The 19,247-nt window shown below is 76.0% G+C and carries 12 protein-coding genes; 6 read left to right on the top strand and 6 right to left on the bottom strand.

Annotated features, from left to right (window positions below):
* Positions 1-164: 164 nt before the first annotated feature.
* Positions 165-1,178, top strand: a complete 1,014-nt coding sequence (locus tag OH807_RS32605; protein WP_406206282.1) for a transglycosylase SLT domain-containing protein — start codon at positions 165-167, stop codon at positions 1,176-1,178.
* Positions 1,179-1,274: 96 nt separating this feature from the next.
* Here the strand turns inward: OH807_RS32605 and OH807_RS32600 are convergent, their stop codons facing one another.
* The 3 genes from OH807_RS32600 to OH807_RS32590 all read right to left on the bottom strand — a co-directional run bounded on the left by OH807_RS32600 (position 1,275) and on the right by OH807_RS32590 (position 6,744).
* Positions 1,275-3,431 (bottom strand): hypothetical protein, encoded by a 2,157-nt coding sequence (locus tag OH807_RS32600; RefSeq protein ID WP_406206279.1) that lies wholly within the window; start codon positions 3,429-3,431, stop codon positions 1,275-1,277.
* 206 nt (positions 3,432-3,637) lie between these two features.
* Complete coding sequence (locus tag OH807_RS32595) at positions 3,638-5,182, bottom strand: lipase maturation factor family protein (protein WP_406211312.1); 1,545 nt, start codon at positions 5,180-5,182, stop codon at positions 3,638-3,640.
* Between the two features lie 500 nt (positions 5,183-5,682).
* Complete coding sequence (locus OH807_RS32590) at positions 5,683-6,744, bottom strand: GAF domain-containing protein (RefSeq protein WP_406206276.1); 1,062 nt, start codon at positions 6,742-6,744, stop codon at positions 5,683-5,685.
* 423 nt (positions 6,745-7,167) lie between these two features.
* On the opposite strand from OH807_RS32590, the gene OH807_RS32585 reads away from it, so the two are divergent.
* From OH807_RS32585 to OH807_RS32565, 5 genes are all read left to right on the top strand, one after another.
* On the top strand, positions 7,168-8,448 hold the full coding sequence (locus OH807_RS32585; RefSeq protein ID WP_406211311.1) for an acyl-CoA dehydrogenase family protein: 1,281 nt from the start codon (positions 7,168-7,170) through the stop codon (positions 8,446-8,448).
* 491 nt (positions 8,449-8,939) lie between these two features.
* Positions 8,940-11,042 (top strand): sensor histidine kinase, encoded by a 2,103-nt coding sequence (locus tag OH807_RS32580; RefSeq protein ID WP_406206274.1) that lies wholly within the window; start codon positions 8,940-8,942, stop codon positions 11,040-11,042.
* Entirely contained in the window at positions 11,042-11,473 is a 432-nt protein-coding gene (locus tag OH807_RS32575) for a roadblock/LC7 domain-containing protein (RefSeq protein ID WP_406206271.1), read from the top strand. The genes OH807_RS32580 and OH807_RS32575 overlap by 1 nt, the downstream gene beginning before the upstream one ends.
* Positions 11,470-11,850 carry a DUF742 domain-containing protein gene (locus OH807_RS32570; protein ID WP_406206268.1) on the top strand — a complete coding sequence of 127 codons (381 nt, stop codon included), beginning with the start codon at positions 11,470-11,472 and terminating at the stop codon, positions 11,848-11,850. Before OH807_RS32575 ends, OH807_RS32570 begins: the two co-directional genes overlap by 4 nt.
* 54 nt (positions 11,851-11,904) lie before the next feature.
* Positions 11,905-12,477, top strand: a complete 573-nt coding sequence (locus OH807_RS32565; protein ID WP_406206265.1) for a GTP-binding protein — start codon at positions 11,905-11,907, stop codon at positions 12,475-12,477.
* A 112-nt stretch (positions 12,478-12,589) separates the two neighbouring features.
* On the opposite strand, the gene OH807_RS32560 is transcribed toward OH807_RS32565, so the two are convergent.
* From OH807_RS32560 to OH807_RS32550, 3 genes are all read right to left on the bottom strand, one after another.
* Positions 12,590-13,057 carry a MarR family winged helix-turn-helix transcriptional regulator gene (locus OH807_RS32560; protein ID WP_406206262.1) on the bottom strand — a complete coding sequence of 156 codons (468 nt, stop codon included), beginning with the start codon at positions 13,055-13,057 and terminating at the stop codon, positions 12,590-12,592.
* Between the two features lie 209 nt (positions 13,058-13,266).
* A complete protein-coding gene (locus OH807_RS32555) occupies positions 13,267-15,315 on the bottom strand; it encodes a hypothetical protein (RefSeq protein WP_406206259.1) in 2,049 nt (682 codons plus the stop codon).
* The gene (locus OH807_RS32550; RefSeq protein WP_406206256.1) at positions 15,312-19,244 is read right to left on the bottom strand and encodes a DUF5682 family protein; all 3,933 of its coding nucleotides are present in this window, start codon (positions 19,242-19,244) and stop codon (positions 15,312-15,314) included. Before OH807_RS32550 ends, OH807_RS32555 begins: the two co-directional genes overlap by 4 nt.
* Positions 19,245-19,247: the final 3 nt, after the last annotated feature.

The raw sequence follows: 19,247 nt of genomic DNA, 5'->3' as shown, positions 1-19,247 counted from the left end.
GGTCCCCGGCTGCTCCCCGGCGCGGGGCGGGCCACCGGGGCGGGGGGCTTCGTACCGGTCCGGGCCCGGCCCCCCGGCCGTCGGCCGTGTCGTCCGATCATCGTAGGATGTCGGCTTCTCGCCGGGTCGGCCGGTGGACGAGGGGGGCGGAACCACCTATGCAGGTGCGTACTTCATCACGGCGGGCGCTGGTCCTGGTCTCGGCAGCAGCCGTGTCCACGGCCCTGCTGACGGGCTGCGGCACCAAGAAGGCGGACGACACGGCCGGGGGGACGCCGACCACGGCGGCGGCCACCACGGACGCCTCGCCCAGCGAAACGCCGACCGCCACCCCGACGCCCGGCCCGACGGCGAGCAGCAGCCCGAGCCCGACCGCCTCGCCCAGCGCGACGCCGAGCCGGACGGCCAAGCCCAGCCCGACCGCCTCCGCGAGCACCGCCAAGCCCACCACCGCCAAGCCCAGCGCCCCGGTGCAGCAGGCCGCCCCGGCCCCCGCGCCGCCGGTGGTCGCGGCCGCGCCGGCACCGACGGCCAAGCCCGGGCCGGTCGCGCCCCCGCCGCCGCCCGCCCCCGCCACCCCGCACGTCCCGCCGCTGCAGAGCGGCTGCACGCCCAGCAAGCCGCAGCCCGACGAGCCCAAGGAGACCGTCGCCGCCGCACTCGTCGCGGCCGCCGGCCAGACCCGGGTGCTCAACCTCAGCGCCGGCGGCACCGACAAGCTCCCGGCCCTGCCGGTCAACCTGGTCAAGGCGATCGCCTGGCAGGAGAGCGGCTGGCAGTCCGGCATCCTGGCCTGCGACGGCGGCATCGGAACCATGCAGATCATGCCCGCCACCGTCAGCTGGATGAACAGCAAGTTCAACACCACGTCCGACCCGAAGACGCTGACCGGCAACGTCCAGCTCGGCACGCAGCTGCTGGACTGGCTGGTCGCCTACTACGGCGACTCCTCGTTCGGCGGCAAGTACGACCTCTCCCCCGACCCGGCCACCGGCAAGACGCCGCTGCTGGACCTGGTCGTCTCCGCGTACAACGCGGGCGCCGGGAACGTGCACTACAACACCGTCACCGACCCGGCCACCGGCGCCGTCACCGGCAGCCTGGCCATCCCCAACCCGAGCTACGTGGCCAACGTCAAGGCCCTGATGTCCAGCCAGCCCTGGAACAAGGCCGGCTGACCGGAGCCGCCCGGTACGCCGGAGGGCCCGGGCGAGGTGGTGTGAACCGCCTCGCCCGGGCCCTCCGGCGTACCGTCGCCGTGCGGTCGCCGACCGCTAGCCGCGCGCAGCGGTGACGGCGGCGCCCAGCGCCTCCTTGATGCGCGGACCGAGCCGGCCGAAGCCCAGCTCCTTCATCGCGGCGCGCAGCAGCTCCTCCTCGCTGCGCCCCACCCCGTCGCCGTCCACCCAGCGGACCACGGCGAGCAGTTCGTCGGCGGAGTAGGCCGTCACCGGGCGGCCCGGCGTGAAGTCGGGCTTCTCCGGCCGTCCGCCAGCCACGGCCTCGGCGGCCGGCTCGGCCGTCGGCTCGGGCTCGGGCTCGACCACCGGCTCGACGATCTCGACCGCCGCGGCCTCGGGCTCGGGCTCGGGCTCGACCACCGGCTCGACGATCTCCTCGACCGCGACGGCCTCCGGCTCGGCAACCGGCTCGGCCGGCGTCTCGACGACGGGCTCGACGAGCTCCTCGACGGCGGTCGGCTCCTCCACAAGCTCCTCGACCGCAACCGGCTCGACCTCGACCTCGGCCTCGACGACCTCGGGCTCGGCCGCCGCAACGGCCTCCGCCTCGGCAGGCGCCTCAGGCTCGACAACCGGCTCGACCTCGACGGCCTCCGGCTCGGCAGGCGTCTCGGGCTCGGGCTCAGGCTCGGGCTCGACAGCGAGCTCCTCGACCGACTCGACGACCGCCTCGGGCTCCTCGACGACGACGGCCGGCTCCTCCACGAGCTCCTCGACCGCAACCAGCTCGACCTCGGCCTCGGGCTCGACGGCCTCGGCGGTCTCGGCGACCTCGGGCTCGGCCGCCGCAACGGCCTCCGCCTCGGCAGGCGCCTCGGGCTCGTACTCGACCTCAGTCTTCGCCGGGGCGATGTCGACCAGGTCGTCGGCGGCGGGCGACGGCGCCGGGAGGTTGATGACGACGGGCTTGGCCTCGACGGGCTCCTCGGCCGTGACCTGCTCGGTCTCGGCCTCGACCGCGGGGCCGTCCACGATCACGTGCTCCGGCTCGACCGCCTCGACCGCCTCGACCGTGACCGCAGCCTCGACCTCGACAGCGGCCTCCACCGGAGCCTCGGCCTCGACCTCGGCCTCAGCTTCCACGGCGGCGGCCGGCTCGACCTCCGGCGTGACCTCAACCTCGGCCTCAACCTCGGCCTCGACCTCGGCCACGACCTCCGCCTCCGCCTCCGCAGCGTCCTCCCGCACCGTCAGGCCGTCGCGCTGGCCGCCGGCCAGGGCCTGGCGGGCGCCGTAGGCGGCCTCGGCGGCACGGCGGTCGGCGCGGGCGGCACCGAGCTCGGCGAGCAGCTCACCCAGACCGGCCTCCTCCAGCGTGGTCCGCAGCGAGCGGATGGTGGGGAGGCGGTAGAGGGTGCCCTCGTCGGCCGCGAGGCGGTCGACGAGGTCGATCAGCTCGCCGAAGGGCAGCGCGTCGAGGTCGTGCTCGGGCAGCAGGCGGGCGAGCTCGCGCAGGCCGGTGCCGATGCCCTCGAAGGCGGCCGCGGTGCGCTCGACCAGGGCGCCGTCGGCGGGCGGGACGGGCAGCGCGCCGCCGGGGGCGAGGAGGGCCCAGGCCCGGCGCTCGATCTCGGCGGAGGCGAGCGCCTCGTGCAGCTCCTCGGGGCGGGTCCGGCGGCCTTCGGCGGCCAGCGCGGCGGCCTGCTTGCGCAGCGCGCGCACCTTCAGGAACGACAGCTTGACGCCGCGCTCGCGGCGCCAGGCGCGGTCGGCGGTGGCGGCGACGAGGGCGTCGAGGTCGGCGTCGTACGCGGCGCCGGTCAGGGTCGCGGAGGTCTGGTGGACGCGCTGGAGCGTCTCCGCGAGCAGGCCGGCGACGGCGACGGTGCCGGGCTCGTCCAGCTTGGCGTCGGCGGCGAGGGCGGTGACGGCCTCCCAGGTCTGCTGGAGGTCGCGGCCGCGCAGCTCGGCGAGGACGGTGGAGGCGGCGCGGGCGTCCTCCGGGGTGGCGACGGTGTCGACGGCCGCGTACCAGGCGTGCGTCTCGGCGGTGAGGGTGAAGGCGCCGAGCTCGGCGTACCGGCCGAGGTCGTCGCGGAGGTCGGTGTCCGCCGCCCGGCCGCGGGTCTGCTCCGGGTCCGTGGCGTCGTTGGCGTCGTTGACGTCGGCCGCGGCCTTGCTGGCGGCGTCGGCGGCGGTGGCACCGGCGGCGTCGGCCGCGTCGGTGTTGCGCGAGTGAAGCACTGTCATGTGAGGTCCGGTTCTGGGCGACTGCGACGGGGCTGGCGGCGAGGGGGACGGCGGACCGGTGCGCACGAGGGCCCCGGTGGGAGGGGCTGGGGGCGCGCGGTCGGCCTGCCGGTTGTGGAGGCCAAGAATACGGGTGCCCGTTCGAGCCTTGCACGCACCCACCGTCCGACGGACGGGTGTGGCGTGCCACACCGCCCGGCCGGCCGCTACCCGGGAGGGCCGGGCGGGTGGTGCGGCGCTGGGCCGGGCGGGTGACCGGGCCGGCGGCGCAGCCCGTCCAGCGGCACGGTCCGGGCGCGCCGGCCGAGCGGTGGCCGGTGGCCGGCGCGGGCGAGGGTGTCGAGGCCGACCGGTTCGAGGTACTCGTGCAGGGCGGTCCGGTGCCACCAGGCACCGGTCTCCCGCAGTTCGCGCCAATCGGTGAACCGGTAGTGGTGGAGGGTCGCCCGGACGTGGGTCGGCGGGGTGTCGGGGAAGGGGTTGTGGCGCAGCAGGCGCAGGGTGTCCGGGTCGTTGGCGAGCAGCCGGGCGACGAACGGCAGGAACCAGGGCCGGGCGTAGGCGGGCGAGAGGCCGGCGAACCACATCAGCCAGTCCAGCCGTAGGTGGTAGGGGGCGTACTGGCGGGGCAGGCGGCGTACGTCGCCGGGTTTGCCCTTGAAGCCGTACTCGTGCCAGACGGTCTGCGGGGTGACGGTGGGCTCGTCGGTGCCCTCGACGACGACCTCCTGGCGGATCCGGTTGACGCTGCCGAAGGCGCCGTAGGTGTTGACGAGGTGGAGGTGGTTGAAGGAGCGGTTCATCACCTGGCCGCGGGAGAGCATGTTCCGGACGGGCCAGTAGCTGAGGACGGCGACCAGCGCGGTCAGCGCGATCACCAGGGCCTCGAACCAGACCGGCGCTCCGGCGGGGCTGCCGTGGTGGACGGGGAGGCCGAGCCGGGCGGGGTCGACGGCGGCGAGGGCGAGCGTGATGGTGAGCCAGTTCAGCCAGGCGAAGTTGCCGGAGGCGACCAGCCAGAGCTGGGTGACCACGACGACGCAGGCGGCGTAGCCGGCGACCGGCTGCGGGAGCAGCAGGCCGACCGGGACGAGGAGCTGGGCGACGTGGTTGGCGGCCACTTCGATCCGGTGGAGCGGGGCGGGCAGGTGGTGGAAGAACCAGCTGAGCGGGCCGGGCATGGGCTGGGTCTCGTGGTGGTAGCGGAGGCAGGTCAGGTCGCGCCAGCAGCTGTCGCCGCGCAGCTTGATCAGCCCGGCACCGAACTCGACCCGGAAGACCAGCCAGCGCATCAGCCAGAGCGTGGGGGCCGGCGGGGCGGTGTCCGCGTTGCCGAGGAAGACGGCCAGGAAGCCGGCCTCCAGCAGCAGGGACTCCCAGCCGAAGGAGTACCAGGTCTGCCCGACGTTGACGATCGAGAGGTAGAGCACCCAGAGCAGTGCCCAGAGGAGCATCGACGCCCAGAGCGGGGCGGCGTCGCCGAGGCCGCAGACCAGGGCGGCGGAGAGCACGGCTCCCGTCCACGCGACGGCGGCGAAGAAGCGGTCGCTGTAGTGGAGGTGGAAGAGGCCCGGGGCCCGGCGGAACGGCACCCGGGCGGTGAACCGCGGGACGGGCAGCATGCCGTCGGTGCCGATCAGGGCGCGGAACTGCGCGGCGGCGGCGAGGAAGCCGGTGAAGTAGACGGCGGCCAGCAACCGTTGCACGAGCACCCTGCTCGGCCAGTACTCGGGGGCGGCGAACCAGTCCATGCGGCCCATGCCTACCACCGGCCGGGGCCGGTGGCCTGGTGCGCCGGTGTGCGGCGGTGGCGGTTCACCCGCGCGGCTGGGAGCGCGGGCCGGCGCCGCGCGCGGGAGCAGCGGGAGCAGGTGCCCGGGGACGGCGGGGGACGGCGGCGGGCGAGCGGCTGCCCCCGGACGGCATCGTGGCGGGGAGCCTCTCCTCGGGGGTGAGAGGCGCCCCGCCACGGCGGCATCGGGTCGGATGCCGGGTCGCGCAGGCCGGACCACCGGTTGCGTGATCGGTGGACCGGAGCGTGCGGTCGGACGGCCGGTTGCGTGATCGGACGGCCGGATCGTGCGGTCGGAGCGTGCGGCCGGACCACCGGTTGCGTGATCGGTGGACCGGAACGGTCGGTGGGCCGGGTGGACGGTCGGGTCCGCCGGCCGGACGGCTGGGGGGACGGCTGGGTGGCTGAATGATCGGTTGTCGGGTGGTCGGTCGGATGGTCGGTCGGTCGGGTGGCGGCTCAGCCGGGCAGGATGAGTCCGGTGTCGCCGGCGCCGATCCCCGCGCGCCCGGTGGTGGATCCGTTCTGCTGGAGCCGGTCGACCAGCAGCGCGGCCAGCGTGCCCAGTTCCTCCTCGGTGCGGGACTGCGCGGTCACGTCCATGCCGACGGTGAGGACGCCGTTGACCTGGCCGGTTCGGGCGACCCGCAGCGGGGTGCAGGTGAAGCTGAAGATCTGCTGGATCCGCTGGGCGTCCACCCGGGTGGACTGGAGCCGGACGTCGTTGAGGACGGTGGTCCGCCCGGTGTGGTAGGCCTCGGCGACGGCCTGCTGGAGGCCGGCCGCTCCGAGCTGGGGGTAGGCGTGGCCGACCGGGCCGTAGGCCGTCGGGGCACCGAAGATGTCGGCGTGCTGGGCGTTGGCGTAGCGGATCTCGTGGCCGGGGCCATCGGTGAGCATGATCGGGAAGGGCGAGCCGTCGAAGGCGGCGAACATCTCCTGCTGCTGGGCGAGGAGGTTGTCGCGCAGCCGGATCTCGGAGAGCAGCGCCTCGGCGAGGTGCTGGATGTCGCGCAGCCGCTCGCGGCCCCACTGGCGGGGTTCGCGGTCGAGGACGCAGACGGTGCCGATGACGGTGTTGGTGTCGTCGACCAGCGGGGCGCCGAGGTAGGCGCGCACGCCCAGCTCGTCGACGACCGGGTTCCCGGCGAACCGGGGGTAGGCGAGGATGTCGTCGAGGGCGAGCGGCGAGCGCTGCGCGACGACGTGCGGGCAGAAACCGTGGCTCAACGGCATCTGGCGGGTCGGCAGGTCGAAGGCGATGCCGCGATCGGCCCAGGAGGCGCCCCCCTCGGTGGCTGCTTCGGCCGAGTTTGGCGGAATGTAGAGCCCCCGGAACATCTGCCGATCGTCATTGATGAAGTTGACCATCGCGATGGGGGCGCGGGTGATGCTGGCAGCCAGGTGAGCGAAGCGGTCGAAGGCCTCGTCCGCGGTCGGTTCGTTGAGACCCAGGCTGCGCAGCCTGCGGGTCCGCTCGGACTCGCCGGCGGCACCCGGGAACTGGCCTTGAGTGCTCATCACATCAGTCATGGCGCACATGTAATCAGACATCCGACACGATCTGCGCCCCCGGCCCCGCCGCCCGGCCTTGCTGATGGACAGTCAAAGCGGCACGTGAACGACGGGCCGACCGGATGGGAAAAGCGGGAGAAGATCATTTCCCAGCTTCCGGACCTTTCAATCCTCACCGGTGGCCGAGCGATCCGATTCCCGCCATTCCAAGATCCACTCTGGAGACCCCCGGAACCCCGTACGACAATGAGCCCTGCCGAAAACACGGACGGTTTCCCCAGGGGCACCGTCCGGAACTTCCGCACGCACCGGATGCAATTGGGGCAACCCGACCGCCACCCCACTCCCCACCCTCGGGCGGCCGGCGCGGATCGGCGGCACGGACGGAGGCACGACAACTCCCGGAACCGAGAGGACCCCAGCATGGCGATGGACTACTTCACCGACGAACGACACGAAAGCCTCCGGGCGGAGGTGCGTGAGTTCGCGGAGAAGGAAGTACGCCCGCAGGTGGCCAGAATGGAGGCCGACCGCGAGGTCGAGTTCGAACTCTCCCGGGAGATCGCCCGCCGCGGCTGGATCGGCGTGACCATCCCGCAGGAGTTCGGCGGACTGGGCCTCGGCCACCTGGCCAAGACCGTCATCGTGGAGGAACTGGCCCGCGTCAGCGGCGCCATGGGCGCCATGGCGCAGGCCTCCCAGCTCGGTGTCGCCAAGGTCATCCACTTCGGCTCCGACACCCAGCGCCGCCGCTGGCTGCCCCGGTTCGCCTCCGGCGAGTCGCTGCCGACCATCGCCGTGACCGAACCCGAGTCGGGCGGCCACGTGCTCGGCATGAGCGGCACCGCGCGCCGCGAGGGCGACGAGTACGTGCTGAACGGCCGCAAGTGGTTCGTCGGCAACTCGCACATCGGCGACGTGCACGGCGTGGTGTTCCGCACCGGCAAGGGCAGCAAGGGGCTCTCCGCCTTCCTGGTGGAGAGCGACCGCCCGGGCTTCCGCACCGGCGAACTGGGCTCGCAGAGCGGCCTGCACGGCTTCAGCTTCGGCGAGATCGTCTTCGAGGACTGCCGGATACCGGTCGCCAACCGGCTCGGCCGGGAGAGCCAGGGCCTGGACGTCGCCTACTCCTCCTCCACCCTGTACGGGCGGCTCAACCTCGCCGCCGTCGCGCTCGGCATCCACGTCGCGATCGTCGAGGACACCGTGCGCTTCGCCGAGGAGCGGGTGCTCTACGGCAAGCCGCTCTCCCAGTTGCCCAACATCGCGCTCAAGCTGGGCGAGATGCAGTCCCGGCTGATGACCGCCAAGCTCGCCGCGTACCACGCCTCGCACCTGCTCGACCACGGCAAGCCCTGCGACGCCGAGCTGATGAACGCCAAGCTCATCAACACCGAGTACGCGCTGGACTCCGCGCGCAACGCGATGGAGATCCACGCCGCCCGGGGCCTGCAGACCGAGTTCCGGATCGAGCGCTACCTGCGCGACGCCACCCACGTCTACCCGCCGGCCGGCACCTCGGACATCCAGCGGCTGCGGCTCGGGCAGGTGGCCACCGGCTCCTACGGCAAGCAGTGGTCGGCCGAGCTGGCCGACCTGGCCGGCTGGGCCTGGACCGAGCTGGCCGAGCGGGAGGCCGCCGCGGAGGCGGAGGCCGAGGCCGGGCAGACGGCGGGGGCCTCGCTGCTGCACATGCCGCTCGCCGGCTGAACGAGCCGACCGAACGGTCCGAACCGAACGGGCCGGCCGATCGGGCCGCGACGCCCCCGGACGGCGCCCCTCCGCCCCGGGGGTGCGCCGCCCGGGGAGAGCTTGCGGAGGCCTTGCGGGGGCCTCGCGGGACGTGGCGGGTTTGACCTGTTCCTGACGGCTTTCCGGAAACCGGTCCTCGGTCCCCGGGAGGCCGTCGGCCGTTCCGGGCATTCCCGCTGACCAGCGGCGATCCGCCGTCCGCACACCCTGCGGGCGTCGGACGGCCAGGTCATCACCCGTTCACATATCGTCAGTTGATGTTGCGATAGGGCCACCTGGGACTGGTAGCGTGCCCTGCAGTCGGCGGCCGTGCTGCACCCGTCCGGACGGTGACACCTCGTCACCCCGTCCGGCATCCCCTCCGGACACCGCCGGCCGTGGCTCCCCCGAAGCCCCGGCCGGACCGCACACGGGCGATCCCGCCGTTCGGCCCAGGAACAAGGAATCAGATGCCAGGCATATCGGGCCCCCGAACGGGCCACCGCGCCGGCCGGTCCGGCTCTCTCCGCGGCTCGCTCCTCGCCCTCGTACTGGTCCCCTGCCTCGGCCTCGGCGCCGCCTGGGGCTACGCCGCGTACCTGCTGCAGGACTCCGGACACCGCACCGCCGTACTGGCGGTCAGCGCCGTCGTCGTCGTCCTGCTGCTCTGGACCCTGATCCGCGGGGTGCGGCTGGCCGGCATGCTCTCCGCCCGCCTCGCGGGCCTGCGCGCCGACACCCTCGCGCTCGCGCAGCGGGAGATCCCCTCGGTGGTCGGCCGGCTGCAGGCCGGGGAGTCCGTACCCGCACCGCCCGCCTGGGCCCCCTCCCGGCGCGTCGGCGACGAGGTCCAGCAGACCGCCGACGGCCTCGCCGCCGTCCGGCAGGCCGCCCTCGCCGCCATCGTCCACCAGGCCCAGGGCCGCGAGGGGACGAAGAAGGTCTTCCTCAACATCGCCCGCCGCACCCAGATCCTGATCCACCGCCAGATCAGCATGCTGGACGCGCTGGAGCGCGAGCACGAGGAGCCCGAGCTGCTGCGCGAGCTGTTCGCGGTGGACCACCTGGCCACCCGGATGCGGCGCAACGCCGAGAACCTGGTCATCCTCGGCGGCGCGCTGCCCGCCCGGCGCTGGCGCAACGCCGTGCCCGTGGTCAACGTGCTGCGCAGCGCCGTCTCGGAGACCGAGAACTACTCCCGGGTCGTCGTCCAGGGCGTGCCGCGCGCCTCGCTGAGCGGCCAGGCCGTCGCCGACGTCATCCACCTGGTCGCCGAGCTGATCGAGAACGGCACCACCTTCTCCCCGCCGTACACCCAGGTGCAGGTCTCCGCGCAGGAAGTCCCGAAGGGCCTCGCGGTCGAGGTCGAGGACCGCGGCCTCGGCATGACCGAGGAGGAGTACGAGCGGCTCAACGACTACCTCGCCAACCCGCCCGAGCTGGACGTCTCCGCGCTCGGCGACGACCTGCGGCTGGGCCTCTTCGTGGTCGCCCGGCTGGCCGCCCGGCACGACGTCCAGGTCACCCTGCGCCCCTCCCCGTACGGCGGGACGCGGGCCGTGGTGCTGGTGCCGGCCGTGCTGCTGGAGCTGGCGGAGCAGCCCGCCTCGGTGCCCGGCCTGCCGTCCGGCGCCCGGGTCACCCGGACGCCCGCGCCCGAGGTCGAGCAGACCGTCGACGGCGGGCTCGGCGAGATCGACGAGGAGCTGTCGGGCGCGCTGGCCGGTGTGCTCGGCGGGCTGCTGGGCAACGGGCCCTCGGCGCTCGGCGGCGCGCCCGCCGAGGCCGACGCCCCCGCGCCGGCCGCCCCGGCCGGAGCCGCCGGAGCGGGCGGGGCCGACGACGGCGCCGTCCTGATCGGTGAGCTGATCGCCCAGTACGGCGGCAGCCAGTACGGCACCTCGCCGTACGGGGCGCCGCAGTTCGGCGACGACCCGTACGGGGACGGTGCCGCCCGGGGCGAGGGCGGATTCACCAACGGCGGCCTGGCGGTGGGCGCGGAGATCCCCGGGCTGCCCGGCGCGGTCGTCGTCCCCCGGCCCGCGCTGCCGCGGCCGTACGACGCGGCCGGTGACCCGGCCGTCCTCACGGGCGGGGCCGCCGGCCTCGCCCCGGCCGGCGCCGGAGCACCCACCGGCACCGGAACGCCCGCCGGCGCCGTGGAGAGCCACCCGGCCGACGCCGGAGCGCCCACCCACGAACGCGCGCAGGAGGACCACTTGGAGCACGGCCCGGACGGTGAGCTGCGCACCCCGCGCGTCCTGCCGCAGCGGGTACGCAACGCCAGCCTCGCGGAGCAGCTGCGCGAGGCCAACGCCCCCGGCGCCCTGCTGCCGCCCCCGGCCGCCCTCCCCACCACGCCACTTGCCACGCCGCCGGCCGCCCCGGCGGGTGCGCCGACGGGCGGCCCCGGCGCGGCCGGCACCGGCGACCCCTCGCCGCAGCGCTCCCGCGCCACCATGGCCGCCATCCAGCGCGGCACCCGGACCGCCCGCGCGGCGGCCACCGACTCGGACGCACCGGCCGCCTCCCCTGCACCGGCCGCACCTTCCGCAGCTAAGGAACAGCAGTGATGACGCAGCACACCGACACCCAGCGCGACCTCAACTGGCTGCTGGACCAGCTGGTGGCGCGGGTCCCGGAGACCCGGCACGCCATCGTCCTCTCCGAGGACGGCCTCCTGGTCGGCCTCTCCCGGGGTCTGGACCGCGCCGACGCCGAGCACCTCTCCGCCGTCGCCTCCGGGCTGCAGAGCCTCGCCCGCGGCGCCGGCCACCGCTTCAACGGCGGCCGGGTCCGGCAGACGGTGATCGAGATGGACCAGCTGTTCCTGTTCGTCACCACGGCCGGCCAGGGCGCCCGCCTCGCCGTGCTCACCAGTGAACTGGTCGACGCCGGCCTGATGGCCTACGAGATCAACATGCTGGTCAAGCAGGTCGGGCAGTACCTCACCGCGGCGCCGCGCAGCGACGCCGGCCAGGTCGGCGTGGGCGGCGGTGCGTGACCGCCGACGCCGACGAGGCCTGGTTCTTCGACAAGGACGCCGGCCACCTGGTCCGCCCCTACGCGATCACCAACGGGCGGACCGGCCCGGTCCGTGACGGCTTCGCGCTGATCACCCTGGTGGTCACCGCCGACCCGCGCACGGACACCACCCGGTTGACGCCCGAACCGGCCGCGATCATCGACCTCTGCCGCGAACGCCCGCTGGCCGTGGCCGAGATCGCGGCCAGCCTCGACCTGCCGGTGAGCGTGGTCAAGGTCCTGCTGGACGACCTCGCCGAGGCCCGGATGATCCTCACCCGGGCGCCCGTCCAGCTCGCCGAAGCGCCGGACATCTCGCTGATCCAGGCCGTGATCGAGGGCGTCCGCCGGCTCTGACCGGCGGGGCCGCCACTCGCCCCGAGCCTCCAGTTCCCTTCCAGGAGACCCGAATTGACGACCCAGAGCCTGGTGCCGGGCGCGGTCAAGATCCTCGTTGCCGGTGGCTTCGGCGTCGGCAAGACCACCATGGTCGGCTCGGTCAGTGAGATCGAGCCGCTGCAGACCGAGGAACGGATGACCCGGGCCAGCATCGGGGTCGACAGCCTCGACGGTGTCCAGGGCAAGTCCACCACCACCGTCGCGATGGACTTCGGCCGGATCACCATCCACGACGAGCTGGTGCTGTACCTCTTCGGCACACCGGGCCAGTTCCGCTTCTGGTTCATGTGGGACGACCTGGCCCTGGGCGCGCTCGGCGCGATCGTGCTGGCCGACACCCGGCGGCTGGAGTCCAGCTTCGCCGCCGTGGACTTCTTCGAACAGCGCGGCATCCCGTTCGCGATCGGCGTCAACTGCTTCCACGGGCGGCAGGACAGCTCGGCCGATGACGTCCGCCGCGCTCTCGACCTGGACTCCGGCGTCCCGGTCGTGTTCTGCGACGTCCGTGAGCGCGCCTCCAGCAAGGAGCTGCTGCTCGCGCTGCTGGACCGCGTGCACCGCGACGCCCTGGCCGCACGGCGCTGAGCGCGCCGGGCCGGCCTCCCGCCCCCCGGGGCTGCGTGAGCGGTTCCGGGCGCCGCATCCCCGGAACCGGGCTCCGCGCGTGCGGCGCCCGGAGCCGGTGACGGGGATCCGCTCAGGCGGTGGCCGGAGCGGCCGGGGTGAGCTCCAAGTCCTCCAGCGCCTGCACCAGCGGGGCCAGCTCCGGGATTTCGGTGGCCCGCACCAACGTCGCCTCCAGGGTCGCGTCGTGCACCGGCCGCGCGACCCGGAGCAGCTCGCGGCCCTGCGGGGTCAGCTCGGTGTAGATGCCGCGCCGGTCGTCCGCGCAGAGGTAGCGGCCGAGCAGGCCACGGCCCTCCAGGCGGGTCACCAGACGGGTGGTCGCGCTGCTGCTCAGCGCCGCCGCCCGGGCCAGCTGCTGCATCCGCATGTGCCAGCCGTCCTGCCGGGACAGCGCGTCCAGCACGGTGTACTCGACCACCGAGAGCTGGTGCTCGGTCTGCAGCGCCTTCTCCAGCGCCGTGTCGATCAGCCCGTGCAGCGCGGCGAGCGTGCGCCACCCGCTGGCGCGGACCTCGGCGGCATCGTCGTGGATACCCATGCTCGACCTTCTCCTCCCGGCCCCGTCGCGGTTGCCCGGACCGGTCCCGTGTCCGACCGGGGCTTCGCCGTCCCGACCCCGGTGCGACGACCGTGCCGGTCCGGCCGGTCCGACGTCTCCCGTCCGTCAAGTATGCCACTCGGCGCCGTTTACCTGCCTGTGCAAGTACTTCTTCTCATGCCTGCCATGCCCGCCCGCCATGGCTCCGGTCACCGCGCCGCCGGTACTGCCTGGCCCTCCTGCCCCTCCTCGCACTCCTGCCGCGCCCAGCCGCCCGCGCAGAGCGCCGAGGCCAGCTCCTCGCCGTAGCAGGCCGCGGCGAGCCAGGCAGCGGCGAACGCGTCGTGGTCGTCCGCCACCACCCGGCCGAAGACATCCCGCGGCCGGGCCTGTGCCGTCGCCCGCAACCCGTCCAACAGGGCCGCCCCCGTGGCCAGGCCGGCCGCCCGCAGCTGCACCGCGTCGGCCGCCGACGTCCCGGCCCCCAGCGCGAGCGCCTGCCGCCCGCCGGTCACCGCCTGCTCGACCCGGCGGGTGAGCAGGTGCACGGGCGCCTCGGGTGGCTCGGACACTTGGGGTGCCTGGGGTGCCTGGGGCCCGGCAGGAGCTGCGGGCGGCGATGCGAGTACAGGGGCGGGGGGCGCTGCGTCCGCCGGCAGGGTGAGGTCCGCGGTCTGCATCCGCTCCAGGCCCAGATTGACCCGGTCCGCCCGGTCCCCCGGCAGGGCCAGGGCCGGCTCGCCCGCCCCCGGGCCACCCGGCGGGGTGCCGATCGCCAGCAGGCGCAGCTCGGGGCGGGCCGCACGCTCCAGCCGGCCGACCACCCGGAGCCGCAGGCCCGGCGCCGTCGCGAGCAGGGCCAGGTTGCCCCGGTGGGCCAGGCCCGGGTGGTCGTGCGCGGGCCGCAGCGCGACCACCAGGCCGGCGCAGTCGGCGAGCAGCTGCGGCACCCCGGCCGGCCCGTACGGCGCGGCCCCGAGCAGCGTGACGTCCAGGAAGAGCAGGTCGCTCCCGGCCGGCCGGCTCTCGTACGGCAGCGCCGCCGCCGCCAGCGCCCGCGCCACCTGCGCGGCCGGCGGCTCCGCCCAGAGCCCGGCGACCGGCTCCGCCGTCCAGGCCACGCCGGACGCCCGGACGGCCTTCACCGAGGCGCCCGCGCCGAGCCGCCCGGCCGCCGACCTGGTGGCCCCCTGCACGGCCAGCCCGGCCCGGCCGAACTCGCGGTGGCTGAGCAGCGCGTCCCCCAGCCGGACGGCCCGGTTCCCGGCGCCGACCGCCTGCGGGGCGGCGGCCGTCGGATCGGCGTGCGGCATGACCTCCGCGACGGTGCTCAGCCTCCCGGTCGCGTCCACCGCCCAGCTGAGCACACCCGCATGGGTGGCCGTCAGCACCGGCTCGGTGAACAGCCCGTACAGGCGCAGCCCGCCCGCCTCCGCATAAGCCTGCCGGGCGGTGCCGCGCAGCTCGGCGGTGCGGGCCGCCGACGGGGCCTCGTCCGCTCCGGCCGGGCCGAGCGCGGTGGTCAGCTCCAGCAGCTCGCGCAGGGCGGTGGCCAGGTCGGCGAGGCGGTGGTCCGGTTCGCCCGAGCGTGCCGCCCGGACTCGCGTCACCACCGCCACGGCCGCCGCGGCCGGCCGGTACAGACCGGCGAGGCGGGCCCGGTGCCCGGCCCGGAGCAGCTCCGCCTGGAGGACGGCGCCCGCCCCGCCCGTCCCGGCCGCGAGGACGGCGGCGGCCGCCCGGTGGAGCTGTCGGACGGCCGCCTGCTCGGCGGCGGTCGGGCCGGCGGCCGGGGCGGCCGGGGCGGCCGACGCGGTAGCCGGAGCAGCCGGGGCGGCGGCTGCGGGCCCGGCCGCCGAGGCAGGGCCCGGTCCGGCGTCGGGCCCACCTTCGGGCCCACCTTCGGGCCCACCTTCGGGCCCGGCTTCGGGCCCGGCTTCGGGCCCGGCGTCCGCGAGGCGGCAGACCATCACTGCCGCCGCCCGGTGCACGCAGGCGGGCGCGAGCAGGCAGCCGCAGCGCACGCCGGCCGCGTCGGTGATCACCCCGCCGGGTGCGTGCAGGACCAGCCGGGTCTCCTCGTCCACCGCGACCAGCCAGTCGTCGCCGGAGGGCTCCACCGGCCGCTCGGCCAGCTTGGCCGCCGCACCGTCCAGCCGCTTCTGCAGCCGGGCCGACAGCCCCGCCACCACCTCGGCGACCACGTCCGGCCGCACGGCGGGCCAGGCGCTGCCGCCGGTTCCCGTAGGACTCGTCATCGGACCTTCTCCCCCACCCAGCGGGCCAGTTCCAGCGGGCTCAACGCCGCCACGGGCATCCCGGCCGCGACCAGTCGGCCCGCGACCGCCTTCGAGTAACGCGCCGTCCCGGTGTCGTCCAGCGCGGCACAGCCGAGCAGGTGGCAGCCGGCATCGACCAGCGCCCGGGTCTGCGTCAGCAGCCCGCCGATCGGGCCGCCCTCCTCGAAGTCACTGATCACCGCGACCAGCGTCCGGGAGGGCACCGTCACCAGCTCACGGGCGTACTTCAGCCCGGCCGCGATGTGCGTACCGCCGCCGATCCGGACCTCCAGGAGCAGGCCGAGTGGGTCCTCGACCCGCTCGGTCAGGTCGACCACCTCGGTGGAGAAGGCGACGAAGTGGGTGCTCAGCGCGGGCACCCCGGCCAGGATCGAGGCGGTCAGCGCCGCCCACACGGTGGAGGACTCCATCGACCCGGAGACGTCCACGACCAGGATCAGCCGCCAGTCCGCGGCCTTGCGGGCCCTGGTCCGGAAGACCGGCCGCTCGGGCACGATCACCGGGCCGCGGCCGTCCGCGGCCGGGCGGGCGGTGGCGAGGTTGGCCCGGATCGTCCGGTCGAGGTCCAGCCCGCCACCCGGGCGGCGGCTCGGCCTCGGGACGCTGATGCCGGTCAGCGCCGGGCGCAGCCGGGTGGCCAGCTCGCGGGTCAGCTCGTCCACCAGACGGCGCACCAGCGGCCGCAGCCCGGCGATCCGGGCCTCGGGCAGTCCGCCGGCGTGCTGGAGCACGGCGCGGAGCAGGTCGACGGACGGCCGGACGGCGCCCGGGTCGATGGCCTCCAGCGCATCGGTCCGGCCGTGTTCCAGCGCGGCCGCCAGCACCTCCTCGCGGATGCCCGGCCCGAACAGCGCGGTCAGCTCCTCGCCCCACTCCCGTACGCCCGGGTAGGGCGCCTCTCGGCCGCCGCGGTTGCCGCCGGCTCCGCCCCGGCCGTCCAGCCCCGGGCCGGAGCCCTCGCCGTGTCCCGTCCCGTACAGCTCGTCGAGGGCCGTCGCCAGCCGGGCCGACCGGCCGCCGAAGCCGGCGGTGCCCGGCCGCCCGAGCAGCAGCCGCCAGCGCTCGGCCGGGGCCAGCACGTGGTCGCGGTCGTGGTCGCGGTCGTGGTCCGGGCGCTTTTCAGGGTGCTGGTCGGAGCTCTGGTCGGAGCTCTGGTCAGGGTGCCGGCCGCGGTCGTGGCGGACGGCGGGCCCGGTGTCCGCGAGCCCGGCGTCCGCCGCCGGGAGCAGGCCGCGGCGGCCGAGGGCGGCCCGTGCCGCCAGGTCGGCGCGGGCCCAGTCGGCGAGCAGCGCGGGGGCGACGCTGTCCGGCAGGGCGCGCAGGCGGGTGCCGAGGCGTTCCTCGACGAGGGTCAGCAGCCGGTCGCGGGCCGCCGGGCCGAGGGTGTCGAAGCCGCCGCGCAGGGCGGGCAGCCGGTCCAGGAACCCCGCGTCGGTGAGCGTGGTGATCCGCTCCAGCACCGGTTCCAGCGCCTCCGGCGCGGCGGCGAAGAGCCCCTCGGCGGCCGTGAGCAGCCCGACGAGCGAACGCCCGAGCGCCTGCCGGGTGTCCGGGCCGGTGGCGCCGTCGATCCAGGAGGCCGCCCGGCCGCCGAACGCCGCCGGGCCGTCCTGCCCGAGCAGCACCCGCACCGCACCTGCCGCGCCGCGGACCATCGGGCTTCCGGCATCGGCGAGCTCGGCCAGGGTGTGGCCGAGTCGCAGCCCGCCCGAGCGGTCGGCGCGGCGGGCCAGCTCGACCAGGGCGCGGGCGTCGGCCGGATCGTCCGATCCGCCCAGCCCCTCCAGCTGGCGCACCGCCGCCACGGTCAGCAGCTCCGACGCGGCCGCGAGCGCTCCGGCGCGGGCCGCGGCGCCCGCGCCGGCCGCCGTTTCGGCCTGCTCGGCGGAGCCGGGCTCCCCCGCGTCGCCCGGCAGGTGCGGGGCGAGGCCGGGGACGTGGCCCGCGCGGAGGCGGTCCAGGAGGGCGAGGGCGTCGAGGAGTTCGGGCAGGCCGGCCGCCCCGGGCAGCACGGCGGTGAGCTGGGCCAGCCGGGTGTCCGCGAGGGCGGGGAGCCCGCAGGCGGCGGCCGCCGTGAGGCCGGCGAGGACGTCGCCGGGGGTCGGGCCGTCGGCCTGTTCCTCGCGGCGCAGGCGTTCCCGGAGGGCGCCTTCGGCCGCCTGGGCCGCAGTGACCCCGCGGGTGCCGGCGACGGTGAGCATGGCGGCGGTCGCCGGGGTCCACCGGACGCGCCAGCGGGTGCCGAGGGTCTCGGTGCCGCCCGCGCCGGTGCCGGCGACCGGCTCGGCGTACGGGATGTCGCAGGCGGTGAGGCGGTGCAGGAGCAGTTCGCGGCGGCGGTCGAGGGCCGAGCGCAGCGGGTCGAGCCGCAGTTCCCGCGGGGCGGCCTCGGCGGTGTCGGCAGGGCCGGGGAGGCCGAGCTCGGTGAGCACCGCCTCGACGGCGGGGGCGAGGCCGCTGCGCGGGGCGGCGGGAGCGGCCCGGCCGGTGCGGGTGCCGACCAGGACGCGTTCCAGCGCGCGGGCGACGGCCCGGCCCCGGCCGAGCGGTTCGCCCTGGGCGAGGACGGTCTGGACGGCTTCGACGAGTTCGCCGCGGCCGGGAGCGGCGAGGCCGCGCAGCCGGGCGAGGTCTCCGGCCAGGCGGACGATCTCCCGGGCGTCGGCGGGGCCGGCGGGGTGGTCCTGGGTGCGCAGGGCCTCGCAGATCCGGACGGCGGTGTGGGTGAGCGCGGCGGCGAGGCGCTCCGGGTCGCCGCCGGCGTCGAGGACGGTGTGCTGCCACTCGGGGTCGCGGATGCCGGCCGGGTAGCCGGAGCGGGCGTCGAGCAGGGGGTAGGTGTAGGGGATCAGCGAGACGACGTGGCCGTCGTCCGGCAGCCGGGCGGGCTCGTCCACCGAGCCGGTGGCGGTGCCCGGACCGGTGACGGCGTCGGCGTCGGCGTCGGCGTCGGGGTCTCCGCCGTCCGCGTCCGCCGGGTCGAGCAGCGCGGGCGCGTGGAAGGCCCCGACCACGGCGGCGACCTTGCGCCCGCCGGCCGCGGCGGCCCGGATCCGGGCCCGCATCCAGGCCTCGCGCCGCAGGTCGTAGGGGTCGACGCCGGGGCCGTCGGCGGCGTCGCGGCGCAGGGCCCAGCCGACGAGCAGGGCGGCGCGCCGGACGGCCTCCGGGGCGGAGCCGGGGGCGGCCGTCTCGACCAGGCGGTCCCAGAGGTCGTCGTCGTCGGCCCGCCCGGTGAGCCGGTGGCGCAGCGCGTCGGCGACGCCGGGGCCGGCCTGGGCCTCGGCGACGTCGGGGCCGTCCTCGCCCGGCCGGTCGGCCGGGCGGCGCGGCTGCCCCCGGTGCGCGAGCGGAAGGTCGCAGGCCACCGTCTCGACGCCGTTGCGCCGGGCCCAGCGCAGTGCCGCCAGCTCCGGGGAGAAGTCCGCGAAGGGGTAGAAGGCGAGACCGGAGGCACCGCCGCCCCGCTCCTCGGGCCCGCCGGGGGCGGCGGCGAGCGCCACGGGGGCCCGGGTGGCGTCGTCGGCCAGCCAGCCCAGCCAGGGCTGGAACTCGGCGGGCAGCTCGACCAGGACCACATCGGGCCGGGCGGCGTCGAGCAGTGCGGGCACGACCGCGCTGAGCGAGGGCGCGTGGTGCCGCACCCCGATCAGGTACGGGCCGGGCGTGCGGGCCCCCGAGGCGGCCAGCCGGTCCGCCTCCTCCGTCACCGCACCGCGCGGGTCACCGCCGTCCGACCGGCCGGCCCGGTCGCCGCCGCCCCGTCCGCCGGTGTCCGGCCCGCCGCTGTCCGGTCCGCCGGTGTCCGGTCCGCCGGTTGTGTGGGGCCGGCCGGCCGGGTCGCCGGGCGTCGCGCCGCGGGGCGTGCCCGCGCTGCTCGTCGTCATCGC

The sequence above is a fragment of the Kitasatospora sp. NBC_01560 genome, from assembly GCF_045208415.1.
GTDB lineage: Bacteria > Actinomycetota > Actinomycetes > Streptomycetales > Streptomycetaceae > Kitasatospora.
This window is presented reverse-complemented; position numbering and strand designations above follow the sequence as displayed.

Bases quoted from the DNA above. Each gene is read 5' to 3' on its own strand.
- OH807_RS32590 (WP_406206276.1), bottom strand. From the start codon at position 6,744: ATGAGCACTCAAGGCCAGTTCCCGGGTGCCGCCGGCGAGTCCGAGCGG.
- OH807_RS32560 (WP_406206262.1), bottom strand. From the start codon at position 13,057: ATGGGTATCCACGACGATGCCGCCGAGGTCCGCGCCAGCGGGTGGCGC.
- OH807_RS32555 (WP_406206259.1), bottom strand. From the start codon at position 15,315: ATGACGAGTCCTACGGGAACCGGCGGCAGCGCCTGGCCCGCCGTGCGG.
- OH807_RS32575 (WP_406206271.1), top strand. From the start codon at position 11,042: ATGACGCAGCACACCGACACCCAGCGCGACCTCAACTGGCTGCTGGAC.
- OH807_RS32585 (WP_406211311.1), top strand. From the start codon at position 7,168: ATGGACTACTTCACCGACGAACGACACGAAAGCCTCCGGGCGGAGGTG.
- OH807_RS32550 (WP_406206256.1), bottom strand. From the start codon at position 19,244: ATGACGACGAGCAGCGCGGGCACGCCCCGCGGCGCGACGCCCGGCGAC.
- OH807_RS32600 (WP_406206279.1), bottom strand. From the start codon at position 3,431: ATGACAGTGCTTCACTCGCGCAACACCGACGCGGCCGACGCCGCCGGT.
- OH807_RS32595 (WP_406211312.1), bottom strand. From the start codon at position 5,182: ATGGACTGGTTCGCCGCCCCCGAGTACTGGCCGAGCAGGGTGCTCGTG.
- OH807_RS32580 (WP_406206274.1), top strand. From the start codon at position 8,940: ATGCCAGGCATATCGGGCCCCCGAACGGGCCACCGCGCCGGCCGGTCC.